13 protein-coding genes are annotated in these 12,891 nt (G+C 61.9%); 2 read left to right on the top strand and 11 right to left on the bottom strand.

The features are described 5' to 3' along the window. Window positions 1-528, bottom strand: coding sequence for a YceD family protein (locus M1E04_RS07750; protein ID WP_065993122.1), 528 nt, complete (start codon window positions 526-528; stop codon window positions 1-3). 106 nt (window positions 529-634) lie between these two features. Here M1E04_RS07750 and M1E04_RS07745 point away from each other — a divergent pair, with 106 nt between their 5' ends. Beyond that, window positions 635-1,213: a Maf family protein gene (locus tag M1E04_RS07745; protein ID WP_456292702.1), complete on the top strand. Its 579-nt coding sequence runs from the start codon at window positions 635-637 to the stop codon at window positions 1,211-1,213. Between the two features lie 70 nt (window positions 1,214-1,283). Here the strand turns inward: M1E04_RS07745 and sppA are convergent, their stop codons facing one another. The 3 genes from sppA to rluC are packed head-to-tail and all read right to left on the bottom strand — an operon-like array spanning window position 1,284 to window position 3,913. Then, window positions 1,284-2,276: a signal peptide peptidase SppA gene (gene sppA, locus M1E04_RS07740; protein WP_065993120.1), complete on the bottom strand. Its 993-nt coding sequence runs from the start codon at window positions 2,274-2,276 to the stop codon at window positions 1,284-1,286. A gap of 7 nt (window positions 2,277-2,283) precedes the next feature. Then, entirely contained in the window at window positions 2,284-2,964 is a 681-nt protein-coding gene (locus tag M1E04_RS07735; protein ID WP_065993119.1) for an HAD-IIIA family hydrolase, read from the bottom strand. Then, on the bottom strand, window positions 2,954-3,913 hold the full coding sequence (rluC, locus tag M1E04_RS07730; protein WP_065993118.1) for a 23S rRNA pseudouridine(955/2504/2580) synthase RluC: 960 nt from the start codon (window positions 3,911-3,913) through the stop codon (window positions 2,954-2,956). Before rluC ends, M1E04_RS07735 begins: the two co-directional genes overlap by 11 nt. A gap of 713 nt (window positions 3,914-4,626) precedes the next feature. Here rluC and rne point away from each other — a divergent pair. After that, entirely contained in the window at window positions 4,627-7,965 is a 3,339-nt protein-coding gene (rne, locus tag M1E04_RS07725; RefSeq protein WP_456292701.1) for a ribonuclease E, read from the top strand. Between the two features lie 100 nt (window positions 7,966-8,065). Here rne and M1E04_RS07720 read toward each other — a convergent pair whose 3' ends face one another. Genes M1E04_RS07720 through M1E04_RS07690 form a run of 7 tightly spaced genes read right to left on the bottom strand, consistent with a single transcriptional unit; the run spans window position 8,066 to window position 12,849 of the window. After that, entirely contained in the window at window positions 8,066-8,662 is a 597-nt protein-coding gene (locus M1E04_RS07720) for a nucleotidyltransferase family protein (protein ID WP_192133665.1), read from the bottom strand. A 59-nt stretch (window positions 8,663-8,721) separates the two neighbouring features. After that, window positions 8,722-9,741: a UDP-N-acetylmuramate dehydrogenase gene (gene murB, locus M1E04_RS07715; protein ID WP_192133668.1), complete on the bottom strand. Its 1,020-nt coding sequence runs from the start codon at window positions 9,739-9,741 to the stop codon at window positions 8,722-8,724. A gap of 46 nt (window positions 9,742-9,787) precedes the next feature. Continuing rightward, the gene (gene kdsB, locus M1E04_RS07710; protein ID WP_192133670.1) at window positions 9,788-10,552 is read right to left on the bottom strand and encodes a 3-deoxy-manno-octulosonate cytidylyltransferase; all 765 of its coding nucleotides are present in this window, start codon (window positions 10,550-10,552) and stop codon (window positions 9,788-9,790) included. Then, the gene (locus tag M1E04_RS07705) at window positions 10,549-10,734 is read right to left on the bottom strand and encodes a Trm112 family protein (RefSeq protein WP_003174668.1); all 186 of its coding nucleotides are present in this window, start codon (window positions 10,732-10,734) and stop codon (window positions 10,549-10,551) included. Before M1E04_RS07705 ends, kdsB begins: the two co-directional genes overlap by 4 nt. Window positions 10,735-10,751: 17 nt before the next feature. After that, window positions 10,752-11,747: a tetraacyldisaccharide 4'-kinase gene (lpxK, locus tag M1E04_RS07700; RefSeq protein WP_296309463.1), complete on the bottom strand. Its 996-nt coding sequence runs from the start codon at window positions 11,745-11,747 to the stop codon at window positions 10,752-10,754. Continuing rightward, window positions 11,747-12,178, bottom strand: a complete 432-nt coding sequence (locus M1E04_RS07695; protein WP_192133673.1) for a biopolymer transporter ExbD — start codon at window positions 12,176-12,178, stop codon at window positions 11,747-11,749. Before M1E04_RS07695 ends, lpxK begins: the two co-directional genes overlap by 1 nt. Further along, window positions 12,175-12,849, bottom strand: coding sequence for a MotA/TolQ/ExbB proton channel family protein (locus M1E04_RS07690; protein ID WP_192133675.1), 675 nt, complete (start codon window positions 12,847-12,849; stop codon window positions 12,175-12,177). Before M1E04_RS07690 ends, M1E04_RS07695 begins: the two co-directional genes overlap by 4 nt. Window positions 12,850-12,891 lie beyond the last annotated feature (42 nt).

Below are 12,891 nucleotides of genomic sequence, written 5' to 3'. Positions count from 1 at the left end.
CTAAACGTTTGGGTCACGCTTTAACTGCGCCAATACACTGAACGGGTTGGACCGCGTTACCTCGTCCTCGCTCGGCTCGGACTCGTTGAGGTCCGCCGGCGGCTGGCATTCTTTCGGATCATGAGTTGGAACAATGGGCAAGGCGAGCAGAAGCTCATCCTCGATCAAAGCCAGCAGATCCATGGGATCTTCGCCGAGTTCCAGCACGTCATAGCCTTTCGGCAACGACTGGGTGTTTGCACCCTCCTTCACCACCGCATAACTGCATTCGCTGTGGATTGGAAAGGTGACCAGCTCAAGACAACGCTGGCAAACCATTTTGACTTCGACGTCAATTGCACTGTGGATAACCACAGCGCGCTGCTCGTCTCGCTCAAAAACGAATTTCGCCTGCACCGTACCGAGATTGTCAGCAAGCGGGTCGCAGAGTCTCTCCAAATCAGCCAGCAGCATCTCTCCCTGAAGAGTAGTGCCACGATCAGCTAATTTGCGCGGGTCAACGTGAGGTGGAATCGGGTCATTCAACATAGGCGCAGCATTCTAGGGACGACCCTTGCGACTGTCAAAGGAAATTCAGGCCTGTTCGCAACCTGAGCCGCTGATTACACTCGACTTTCATGTTACGGAGACACCCATGCTGCCTCTACTCCTTGCTTCCAGCTCGCCCTACCGCCGCGAATTGCTGAATCGCCTGCGGTTGCCATTCGTCTGCGCGTCGCCCGACATCGATGAAAACCTTCGGCCAGACGAGCCGGCAATCGACCTCGTGATTCGCCTGGCACGCGAGAAAGCCATGGCACTCGCTGAGCAATTCCCCGACCACCTGATTATCGGTTCAGACCAGGTGGCCGTGCTAGGCGAGCAGATCCTCGGCAAGCCGCACACGTTCGACCGCGCGCTGGCACAGCTGAAGGCGAGCAGCGGCAACAGCGTCAGCTTCCTCACCGGCCTTGCGCTCTTCAACAGCCGTACGGGTGAGTGCCAGGTTGATTGCGTGCCTTTCACCGTGCACATGCGCCAGCTGGACGACGCCCGCATCAGCCGTTACCTCCACGCCGAGCAACCCTACGATTGCGCAGGCAGCTTCAAGGCCGAGGGACTGGGCGTCAGCCTTTTCCGCAGAACCGAAGGCCCGGATGCGACCAGTCTGATAGGCCTTCCTTTAATACGCCTGGTGGACATGCTGATGAACGAAGGCATCGAGCTGCCCTGACCTCGATAAAAAATAGATGCGAAAAGCCCGACCAATGGCCGGGCTTTTCATCACATCAACACTGTAGCGATCAGCGCAGGGACGGCCCTTTGAAGCCTGCCCACATCGCGATCTGCTCAGCGACGCTGGCGCCCATCTTTTTCGAGAAGCGATCGAATGGCGACTCTTTAACCGTGTAATCGACCATCTCTTTCTCGCCAATGATGTCGCGCGCCACATAGCTGGCACTGCCAAGACCATCGACCAGCCCCAGGCCGACTGCCTGCTCACCGGTCCAGACCAGGCCCGAGAACAGCTCCGGATGGTCTTTGTCTTTCAGGCGATCACCGCGACCCGCTTTTACGCTGGCGATGAACTGGTTGTGGGTGGTGTCCAGGACACCCTGCCAGAAAGCGGTCTCGTCAGGCTTCGGCGGCTGGAACGGGTCAAGGAAGGCCTTGTGCTCGCCCGAGGTGTAGGTACGACGGTCAACACCCAGCTTCTCCATCGTGCCGACAAAACCGAAACCGGCCGCCGTGACACCGATCGAGCCCACCAGACTGGCCTTGTCCGCGTAGATCTGGTCGGCGGCGCTGGCGATGTAATACGCACCAGACGCGCCGAGATCAGTGATCACCGCATATACCTTGATGTTCGGCTTCTGCGCACGCAGACGGCGGATTTCATCGTAGATGTAGCCGGACTGCACCGGACTGCCGCCCGGGCTGTTGATGCGCAGAATCACGCCCTTGGTTTTTTCGTCTTCGAACGCGGCCCGCAGGCTGCCAACGATATTGTCGGCACTGGCGGCCTCGGTGTCGGCGATCATGCCCTTCACTTCGATCAGCGCGGTGTGGCTGGTGCTGCGTGAAGCGCCCTTGCCGAAATCCATCAGCGGCGAGAACAACGCCAGCGCGCCGAACAGATAAAGAAAGGTCAGGGATTTGAAGAAAATCCCCCAGCGCCGCGACCGACGCTGCTCCTGCACGCTGGCGAGCAGGGTCTTTTCCAGCAGTTTCCAGCTCTTTGCATCCCCTGCGTCGTCGCGCTCTGGCGAAGACGGAGATTTCCATTCGTCCGACATAGATCAGTTACCCCAACAACGAAGTTTCAGCAGTCCGCGCACCCAACCAGGTGCGCAATTCGGAAAAGTGTTCGATCGCCAGACGCGGCCGGTATTGAAGCAGCGAGCCAAGCGCTTGCGCGCCATACCCAACCGCCACCGAATCCATCCCGGCGTTGCGCGCCATGAGCAGATCGAACGAAGCATCGCCAACCATCAGCGCCCTTTCGGGCCTGACGCCGCAATGCTGCAGGATTTCATTGAGCATCAGCGGATCGGGCTTGCTGGCCGTTTCGTCCGCTGCGCGCGTGGCGTCGAAGAAGTCGAGCCAGCCGTGGGCCTTGAGGACCCGATCCAGACCACGCCGGGCCTTGCCTGTGGCGACCGCGAGGCGATAGCCCTCGGCACGAAACACCTCCAGCGACTCACGCACCCCGTCGAACAGCTTCGAAGGCTCAACGTCCATGGCCATGTAACCGTCAGCGTAGTGCTGGCGGAAAACGATCAGGTCGCTGTCGGTGATGTCCGGGTACAGCGTGCGTATCGCCTCCGGCAAACCCAGTCCGATGATGCCCTTGATTGCGTCATCATCACGCACCGGACGACCGGCAAGGCGCGCGGCGGCCTGCATCGAATCGACGATACGACCGACGGAATCGGACAGTGTGCCGTCCCAGTCGAAGATCAGCAGTTCGTAATCAGGGCGCAAGCAGCAGTCGCTCCACGGTCTTGGCCCACATCTCGTCGACGGGCGCTTCGAGCTTCAGCTCGCCGCCATCGGGCAGCGGCACCGTCAGGGCATACGCATGCAGAAACAGGCGCTTGCCGCCGAGGTCACGGATTTCGCGACTGAAATCCTCGTCACCGTATTTGGGGTCACCGGCAATACAGTGGCCTGCATGCAAAGCGTGAACGCGAATCTGGTGGGTACGGCCAGTGATGGGCCGGGCTTCGACCATGGTGGCGAAGTCTCCGAAGCGACGCAGCACCTTGAACAGGGTCAGCGCCTCCTTGCCTTCATCATTGACCTCGACCATGCGCTCGCCAGAGCGAAGGTTGCTCTTGAGCAACGGCGCACGGACCTGCTTCTGGGCGGTCGGCCAGTTTCCGCGGACCAGCGCCATGTAGCGCTTGTCCACGCCGTCGCCGCGCAACTGCTCATGGAGGTGACGCAACATGCTGCGTTTCTTGGCGATCATCAGCAGCCCGGAGGTGTCACGGTCCAGACGGTGGACCAGCTCCAGCTCCTTGGCATCGGGCCGCAGCTGACGGAAGGCTTCGATAACGCCAAAACTCAAGCCGCTGCCGCCGTGAACCGCGATGCCAGCAGGCTTGTTGAGGACGATCAGGCCTTTGTCTTCGTGGACAATGGCGGCCTCGAGGCGCTGCAGCAGACCCTGGGCAACCGGCACAGGCTCGTCGCGCTCAGGCACGCGAACGGGTGGCACGCGCACGACATCGCCGGCCTGAAGCTTGTACTCGGGCTTGATCCGCCCCTTGTTCACACGCACTTCGCCCTTGCGCAAAATGCGGTAAATCAAGGTCTTGGGAACGCCCTTGAGGTACGTGATCAGAAAGTTATCGATGCGTTGACCGGCAAATTCCGGCGCAACCTCTACCAGCCGGACGCCGGGGGTTGGGGGGGTGAGATTTGTCATGGCGCAAATCATAACAATTTTTTATGGATTTGAAGCACTTAATGATTGCTGCTATAGTCGCGAACGCCGCCAAAAGCGGCCTGGACAGCGGACAAACGGTATGACAGCCGGCCCTGCCCAACGCAATTCACGAGGGCGCGAGGCCGTCCTACGGGGCTTTCGGTGACAACGGAAGATATGCAAGCGTAACGAGCGCAGGTGACATGAGGCCTGAAACAAGCCCGATCGCAGAGTGAGTCACTCGCCATCGAGGCCCACGTTCAAGGCCAGTTCACAAAGTGCAGTCGCTGGCAGTCGCACCGGGCGAATGCTTCGGAAACCACGCCTTATTTGAGCCATGACGCGCGAACTTCCCATGGAAGCTTGCGATAAATGCAACCCGCTGCGGATTCAGCGCGCGGCAGCACCCGAATTATCAGGGATACGTGTGGGGTGGAGACGCACAACCGTCGGACTGTGTAGCACAAGGCTTTATTCAAGACGCTTCATATCGTCCGCTACCGATGGTTGATTCCTCCTCCTGACAAAGCTTTTGCTGACAGGGTGTCATTTGTCACCACAGCAAGCAGGAACGTCGTCGCGACTCGGCCCCGCTGGCCGAACCTCGTTAGACACTGGAGTGTTCAAACACTCCTGACGTGCCCTGACACCGACCGTGAGAAGTCGTGTGTGCCGAACGCCGTTTCCGGCAGCCCGGAAACCGACGGTACTACATGAAAAGAATGCTGATTAACGCAACTCAACCCGAAGAGTTGCGTGTTGCGCTGGTAGACGGCCAGCGCCTCTACGACCTGGACATCGAATCCGGGGCCCGCGAACAGAAGAAGGCCAACATCTATAAAGGCCGGATCACGCGTATCGAACCCAGCCTTGAAGCCGCGTTTGTCGACTTCGGCTCCGAGCGTCACGGCTTTCTGCCGCTGAAAGAAATCTCCCGCGAATACTTCAAGAAGTCGCCTGAAGGCCGCGTCAACATCAAGGACGTCCTGAGCGAAGGCCAGGAAGTCATCGTTCAGGTCGAGAAAGAAGAACGTGGCAACAAGGGCGCAGCCCTGACCACGTTCATCAGCCTCGCAGGCCGTTACCTGGTCCTGATGCCGAACAACCCGCGCGCCGGCGGCATTTCCCGTCGTATCGAAGGCGAAGAGCGCAACGAACTGCGTGAAGCGCTGAACGGCCTGATCGCCCCTGCCGACATGGGTCTGATCGTTCGTACTGCCGGCCTTGGCCGCAGCAGCGAAGAAATGCAGTGGGACCTCGATTACCTGCTGCAGCTGTGGACCGCGATCAAAGAGGCTTCCCTCGACCGCTCCGCGCCGTTCCTGATCTATCAGGAAAGCAACGTCATCATCCGCGCCATCCGCGACTATCTGCGCCAGGATATCGGCGAAGTGCTGATCGACAGCGTCGAAGCCCAGGAAGAAGCGCTGACGTTCATCCGTCAGGTGATGCCGCAGTACGCCAGCAAAATCAAGCTCTACGAAGACAGCGTCCCGCTGTTCAACCGTTTCCAGATCGAAAGCCAGATCGAAACCGCGTTCCAGCGCGTCGTCGAACTGCCGTCCGGTGGGTCCATCGTCATCGATCCAACCGAAGCCCTGGTGTCCATCGACATCAACTCGGCGCGCGCCACCAAAGGCAGCGACATCGAAGAGACCGCCCTGCAGACCAACCTTGAAGCGGCTGAGGAAATCGCCCGTCAACTGCGTCTGCGTGACATCGGCGGCCTGATCGTCATCGACTTCATCGACATGACCCCGGCCAAGAACCAGCGCGCCGTGGAAGAAAAGGTCCGTGAAAGCCTGGAGGCCGATCGTGCCCGCGTTCAGGTCGGTCGCATCTCGCGCTTCGGCCTGCTGGAAATGTCCCGTCAGCGTCTGCGCCCCTCCCTGGGCGAGAGCAGCGGCATTGTCTGCCCGCGCTGCAACGGTACCGGCATCATCCGTGACGTTGAATCGCTGTCGCTGGCCATCCTGCGCCTGATCGAAGAAGAAGCGCTGAAGGACCGCACTGCCGAAGTGCGCGCTCAAGTGCCGATCCCGGTTGCTGCGTTCCTGCTCAACGAAAAGCGCAACTCGATCACCAAAATCGAACTGCGTACCCGCGCGCGCATCATCATTCTGCCGAACGATCATCTCGAAACTCCGCACTTCGAAGTGCAGCGTCTGCGTGATGACAGTCCGGAAGCGCACAGCCTGCAGACCAGCTATGAAATCGCTGCCGCTGCTGCTGAAGTGGAAGAAGTTGCACCGCCTGCCGCCGCTACCCGCACCCTGGTTCGCCAGGAAGCCGCAGTCAAAACCGCACCGGCCCGCGCCAACGCACCGGTTCCGGTTGAAGCCGCTGCGCCGGTTGCCGCTGCGCCTGCACCGGTCGCCCATGAGCCAAGCCTGTTCAAGGGTCTGGTGAAATCGCTGGTCAGCCTGTTCGCTTCCAAGGAAGAGCCTGCTCCTGCGCCTGCCGCCGTGGTCGAAAAACCGGCTGCCGAGCGCCCTGCGCGCAACGACGAGCGCCGTAACGGCCGTCAGCAGAGCCGCAGCCGTAACGGCCGTCGTGACGAAGAACGCAAGCCGCGTGAAGAACGTGCGCCGCGTGCCGATCGCGAAGAACGCGCACCCCGTGAAGAACGTTCCCCACGTGAGGAGCGCGCGCCTCGTGAAGAGCGTGCAGCGCGCGAGCCGCGTGAAGCCCGTGACGAAACCACTGCACCGCGCGAAGAGCGTGCAGCCCGTGCTCCTCGCGAAGAGCGTCAGCCACGTGCCGGGCGTGAAGACCGCAAGCCGCGTGAAGAGCGTGTGCGTGAACTGCGTGAGCCGATCGATGCAGCACCGGCTGTCAACCTGCCCCGCGAAGAACGCCCTGAGCGCGCCCCGCGTGAAGAGCGTCAGCCGCGTGCACCCCGTGAAGAGCGTCAACCACGGAACGAGCAGGCTGCAGTGGCTGCCGAAGACGAAACCCTGCTGACCACCGAAGAGCAACAGGATGACAACCAGGAGCACGCCGAAGGCGATCGCCCTCGTCGTCGTTCACGCGGTCAGCGTCGTCGCAGCAACCGTCGCGAGCGTCAACGTGATGCCAACGGTAATGAAATCGAAGGCAGCGAAGGCGTTGAGGGTTCGGAAGGTTCTGAAGCACTCCACGGCGAAGGCAGCGAGCCGGGTCATGAATCCCGTGACGAAGTGCACGCGAACGCTGACCGTGGCAACGTTGCCGCCAGTGCAAGCGTTGCTGCTGTAGCGGAGCGCGTCATCAGCGCCACCGCCGAAGCCGATGCCCACCGCCAGGCTGAACGTGCGAACACGCCCGTTGAAGCCAGCGCAACTGAAGCGGCACCTGTCGCTCAGGTCTCCGAAGCAGCGCCTGAAGCGCCGGTTGTCGAAACCCCTGCGCCTGAAGCCAAGCGTTCGGTGATGCCGGAAGTGGAAGTGGCAACCTTCGACGCCTCGTTGAGCCCGTTCGAGCGTCAGGTGAAAGCAGCCGCTGAAGCCGAGTCGACCGACGCGCCAGCCAGTGCCGAGATCCCGGTCGCTGTTGAAGCGCCAGCGGTTGTGGAAGCCCCTGCGTTTATGCCAACTCCTGCGCTGGAGCATGAGGCGGTTGAGGTAGCCGTCGCTGAGCCGGTTCACGTCGTTGAGCCTGTCAAAGCGGCTGAGCCTGTTCAGGCTGCCGAGCCTGCCAAGGCACCTGAGCTTGTTCAGATTACTGAACCGGCTCAGGCCGCAGAGCCAGAGCACGCCAAGGCGCCGGAAATCGAAGCGCCGAAAGCCGTCGAGCCCGTTGCTCAGCAGCCAGTGGTCGCTGAACCGGTCATTGCGCCAGCCGTCGAAGCAGCTGCTCAGACCGCGGCACCGGAGATCGTCGCCGCGCCAGTGGCGGTCGAACCTCCTCAGGCGCCGGTTGCAGAACCTGTCGCTGAAGAGGCGCCTGCGCTGCCGGTTGCCAGCAATGGCCGTGCACCGAACGATCCTCGTGAAGTGCGCCGCCGTCGTCTGGAAGCCGAGCGTCAGCAGAAAGAGGCGCAAGCCTCGGATGAGCCTAAACCGCTCGTTTAATCGGCCGTGACCAAATAGCCCCACCGGTGTGAGCAGGTGGGGCTTTTTTGTGCTTGACGGTCAGGACCGCGGCATGGAGGGCGGTTCGGCCGGGTTGAGATCACCGCGGTTGAAAGGTCAACACCGCAGGCACGTCCACATCCCATAACACACCCGGGTCGTCGACCTCGATTTCCTTGATGCGCGCACCCTGGAAAAGCCGCTTGGCGCCCTTCTCCCCGGCCAGTGCCATGAGCGCTGGCCCGAACGCACGACCAAAGGCGACGGGATGCCCATACCGTCCGGCATGGACCGGCACGCTGATGGCGTCGTCTTCCACCGAGCGGGCCACGCGTTCGAGTGTGTCAGCATGAATGAAGGGCATGTCGCCCAAGGCAATCAACCAGCCGCGATGGGCCGGCTCGGCGGAAACGGCAGCGGCGATGCTGTCGCCCATGCCGGGGGAATCCAGCACCACCACTTCATAGCCATGGCGCAGGCCCAACTCGGCCACACTGCAGTAATCGGCTCGGGTCAGCAGGACGGTTTTATCGGCAAGGGCGCTGACGTTGACCAGCACCTGCTCCAGCACCGAACGCTCCGTGCCGTCACGCCCGAGGCATTGCGCCAGCAGCTTGTTGCGGTGCTGACCGGCAACCGCTCGGTAGCGGCTGCCGAGACCCGCTGCCAGCACGATGGCACACAGGGTTTCACTCATGCTCAACCCTCACTGAGTACAGGCGAAGTGGCGCTCAGACCGGAAGACGACGCAGCCGGTCAATAAAGGTTGGGTTCCATTTCCAGCGCAACACCGAAGCGCTCCAGAATGTCCGCCTGAATCCGCTGCGCGAGGCCGAGCAACTGTCCGCCGGATGCTTCGCCATAGTTGACCAGCACCAGAGACTGCAACGCATGGACGCCGGCGTCGCCGTCACGAAAGCCTTTCCAGCCCGCCTGCTCGATCAACCAGCCGGCCGCCAGCTTTACCTGGCCATCGGCCTGAGGGTAGCCGACCACGCCAGGGTGCGTGAGTTTGATCACGGCAACCTGCTCAGCGGACACCAGCGGGTTCTTAAAGAAGCTCCCCGCATTGCCCAGCGTCGCGGGGTCCGGCAGTTTTTCGCTGCGAATGGCGCAGATCGCCCGGCTCACGTGCATCGGCGAAGGTTCTTTGATGCCCTGCTCTTCCAGCCGCTGCCGCACCGGACCGTAGTCCAGATGCAGACTCGCAGAATAGCTGAGCTTGAAGCGAACCCGCAGGATCAGCCAACGGTTTGGCTGACGCTTGAACAGGCTGTCTCGATAACCGAATTCGCAGTCAGCCAGGGTAAATTCCCGCAGCTCGCCGCTGTGTCGATCCATCGCGGTCAGGCTGTGGAAAACATCCTTGAGCTCAACGCCGTAAGCGCCGATGTTTTGCATCGGTGCAGCGCCGACGGTGCCGGGGATCAGGCTGAGGTTTTCCAGCCCGGCCAGCCCCTTGGCGAGGGTGTCCAGCACGAAAGGATGCCAGGGCTCGCCCGCCTCCGCTTCAACAATGGCGCCGCCGCAGTCCTCATGGGTGATGCGGATGCCACGGTTGGCCATGCGCAACACGAGGGCGTCGACATCACGGGTCAGCAGCAGGTTACTGCCACCGCCAATGACCATCAGCGGCACGTCGTGGCCAGACGAATACGCCAAGGCCTCGCGCACGTCGTCGTCGCTGAACGCCTCGGCAAAACGCCGGGCGCGCACCGCCACGCCGAACGTGTTGTAAGGCTTGAGTGGCACGTCGTGCTGCACATTCAGCGTCATGGGTGCATCCGCGAAAACAGTGGAAGAACGACCAGACCCATGCTCATCACACCTCCAGCAGACGACGAACGCGTTCCAGGTCTTCAGCGGTGTCGACGCCGGCCGGTGGCGCTTCAAGGGCGTCGGCCACATGGATGCGCACGCCATGCCAGAGCGCACGCAATTGCTCCAGGTTTTCGGTGTTTTCCAGCCAGCAAGGACCCCAGCTGACGAAATCGTGGAGGAACCCGGCGCGGTAGGCATAGATGCCGATGTGACGGCGGTACGGCACGCCTTCCGGCAGTACGTCGCGGGACTTCGCCAGCGCATCGCGAGCCCAGGGCAGCGGCGCGCGGCTGAAGGTCAGGGCCAGGCCGTTGAGGTCCGAGCAGACCTTGACCACGTTGGGATTGAACAGCGATGCCACGTCCTCGATCGGCTCGGCGAGGGTCGACATGCGCGCTTCAGGGTGTGCGGCGAGGTTGTCGGCAACCTGATCGATCACGGCCGGCGGGATCATCGGTTCATCGCCCTGAACGTTGACCACGATGGCGTCGTCGGCCAGACCCAGCTGGGCGGCGACTTCAGCCAGGCGATCGGTCCCGGAATTGTGGTCGTCGCGTGTCATCAGTACTTCGGCGCCGAACGCCTGGCAGGCCTCGACGATTCGCTGATCGTCAGTGGCAACCACGACACGCTCTGCGCTGCTTTTGCGCGCCTGTTCCCAGACGTGCTGGATCATCGGCTTGCCGGCGATGGTTTTCAGCGGCTTGCCCGGAAAGCGACTGGAGCCGTAGCGCGCCGGAATGACAACGGTAAACGCTGCGGTCATTTGTCCAGACGCTCGTCGGTGGTGAGGGTGCGCGCTTCGCTTTCCAGCATCACCGGGATGCCGTCGCGGATCGGGTAGGCAAGGCCGGCGCCTTTGCTGATCAGCTCGGTTTTGTCGGCGCTGAGCTTGAGCGGACCCTTGCAGATCGGGCAGGCAAGAATGTCGAGCAATTTGGTGTCCATAAGAGATCCTGAGCGAGTCATGGCAAAAGACGGGTTAACTGCGAATCAAACCAACTGACGAACGCCGGCGAAGGCACGGCTTCCACGGCCAGGTACCACCAGTCCGACGCAGCAAAGGACGCGCATTTGACGGCGTCCTTCTCGGTCATGACCACGGGCAATGCCGGGGTAAACGACAGGGCCTGGGCGCTGAACACGGCGTGGTCGGCGAACGCATGTGGAACAGGCCGCCAGTGTAGTCCTTCGAGGGTGTTGAAGAAACGTTGCGGATTACCGATACCGGCCACCGCGTGGACCTGCTGCCCCGGCGGGAAATGATCGACCGGCCGGCGTTCACCGCTGACCAGGTTGACCAGCGCCGAGGGCTTGAGCTGAAACCCGAAGCCGTCATCACGATCCACGCCCGCGCCGTTGTACAGCAGCGCATCCACGCTCTGCAGCCGCTCGACCGGTTCGCGCAGCGGGCCCGCCGGCAGGCAACGGCGATTGCCAAGGCCGCGGACGGCATCGATCAGCACCAGTTCGAGGTCGCGGTTCAGGCGATAGTGCTGCAGGCCGTCGTCCGAGAGAATGAGATCGAGGGGCTCTTCAGCCAGCAAGGCGCGCACGGCCTGCGAGCGGTCCGGGTCGATCATCAGCGGCACGCCAGTGCGATTGACGATCAGCAGCGGTTCATCGCCCGCGTGCGCAGCGGCCTGTTGCGGCAGCACGCGCCAAGGCAGGCTTGGCGGTTTAGCGCCGTAACCGCGACTGACCACACCGACGCGCAGCCCGCGGGCCCGGCAATGGTCGATCATCCACAGAATCAGCGGCGTCTTGCCGGTGCCGCCAATGGTGATATTGCCGACGACCACGACCGGAACAGGCGCTTTGTAAATGCTGCCCTGCCCGGCGAGAAAACGCGCGCGTTTGCGGTTCACCACGCGCCGGTACAGGCATTCGAGCGGGCGCAGCAGCACCAGCGCCGGATGGCCGTTGTACCAGGCGTCGAGCAGTCGGTCGGTGAATGCCATCAGTTAGCCGATGCGGCCTCAATCGTGGTCATGCGCAAATGAGCGAAACCGAGTTTGCCGGCGGCATCCATGGCGGTAATCACCGCCTGATGGGGGGTCTTGCCGTCAGCGCTGATCGACAGCGGCAGACTGGTGTCGCCCTCGGATTCCTTTTGCAGGGCATCGATGAGGGTTTCCAGCTTGCTGTCGCCCAGCAGCGTGTTGTTCACCGAATAAACGCCATCGGCGTTGATGGTGATGTCGAGGTGTTTTTTGTCGACGTCATCGGCTGAAGCGCCTGTCACCGCCTGGGGCAGGTCGACGCGCAGCTGAGTTTCCCGGGTGAACGTAGTGGTCACGACGAAGAACAGCAGCAGGATGAACACCACGTCGATCAGCGACACCAGATTGATGTCGATGGTCTCCCTGGGCTTGCGACGGCGGAATTTCACTTCTTCTTGCCCTCGCCACGCGCGGCAGCCTTGAGGTCCGGCTTGGCGTCGGTGAGGTCGACGTCACGATCGCCCTGCACGACTTCCACCAGCTTGATGGCTTCCTGTTCCATGCCGACCACCAGCTCATCGACGCGGCTTTGCAGATAGCGGTGAAAGAAGATGGCGGGAATCGCAACGGTCAGGCCCGAGGCCGTGCAGATCAGCGCCTTGGCAATACCGCCGGCGAGCATACCGGCGTTACCGGTCATGCCGCTGCTGGTGAACGAGCTGAAGATGTCGATCATGCCGAGCACCGTCCCCAGCAGACCCAGCAACGGCGCCATGGCAGCGATGGTGCCGAGTGTTGCCAGATAGCGTTCCAGCTCGTGAATGACCCGGGCCGCGGCTTCCTCGATGCACTCTTTCATGATCTCGCGACCATGGCGGGAATTGGCCAGACCGGCGGCGAGGATTTCACCCAGCGGCGAGTCGGCGCGCAGCTCCTTGAGCTTCTCGGCGCTCAGCTGTTTGTCCTGAATCCAGCGCCACACCTGACCGAGCAAATGCGGAGGCGTGATGCGGCTCGCGCGCAGGGTCCAGAGGCGTTCAATGATGATTCCGACGGCGGCAATGGAACTCAAAATGATCGGTAGCATCATCCAGCCACCTGATTTGACCAGCTCCCACACAGCGACCACCCCCTGAAAAAAAGTGGCGCCACTCTAACATAG

The organism is Pseudomonas sp. AK106, from assembly GCF_053903055.1.
The sequence above is the reverse complement of the archived record's forward strand: the minus strand, read 5'-3'. Positions and strand labels throughout refer to the sequence as shown.

What these genes read in the sequence shown, in the direction of transcription:
- M1E04_RS07750 (WP_065993122.1), bottom strand. Translation starts at nt 528, where the DNA reads ATGTTGAATGACCCGATTCCACCTCACGTTGACCCGCGCAAATTAGCT.
- murB (WP_192133668.1), bottom strand. Translation starts at nt 9,741, where the DNA reads ATGACGCTGAATGTGCAGCACGACGTGCCACTCAAGCCTTACAACACG.
- M1E04_RS07745 (WP_456292702.1), top strand. Translation starts at nt 635, where the DNA reads ATGCTGCCTCTACTCCTTGCTTCCAGCTCGCCCTACCGCCGCGAATTG.
- sppA (WP_065993120.1), bottom strand. Translation starts at nt 2,276, where the DNA reads ATGTCGGACGAATGGAAATCTCCGTCTTCGCCAGAGCGCGACGACGCA.
- rne (WP_456292701.1), top strand. Translation starts at nt 4,627, where the DNA reads ATGAAAAGAATGCTGATTAACGCAACTCAACCCGAAGAGTTGCGTGTT.
- lpxK (WP_296309463.1), bottom strand. Translation starts at nt 11,747, where the DNA reads ATGGCATTCACCGACCGACTGCTCGACGCCTGGTACAACGGCCATCCG.
- kdsB (WP_192133670.1), bottom strand. Translation starts at nt 10,552, where the DNA reads ATGACCGCAGCGTTTACCGTTGTCATTCCGGCGCGCTACGGCTCCAGT.
- M1E04_RS07720 (WP_192133665.1), bottom strand. Translation starts at nt 8,662, where the DNA reads ATGAGTGAAACCCTGTGTGCCATCGTGCTGGCAGCGGGTCTCGGCAGC.
- M1E04_RS07705 (WP_003174668.1), bottom strand. Translation starts at nt 10,734, where the DNA reads ATGGACACCAAATTGCTCGACATTCTTGCCTGCCCGATCTGCAAGGGT.
- rluC (WP_065993118.1), bottom strand. Translation starts at nt 3,913, where the DNA reads ATGACAAATCTCACCCCCCCAACCCCCGGCGTCCGGCTGGTAGAGGTT.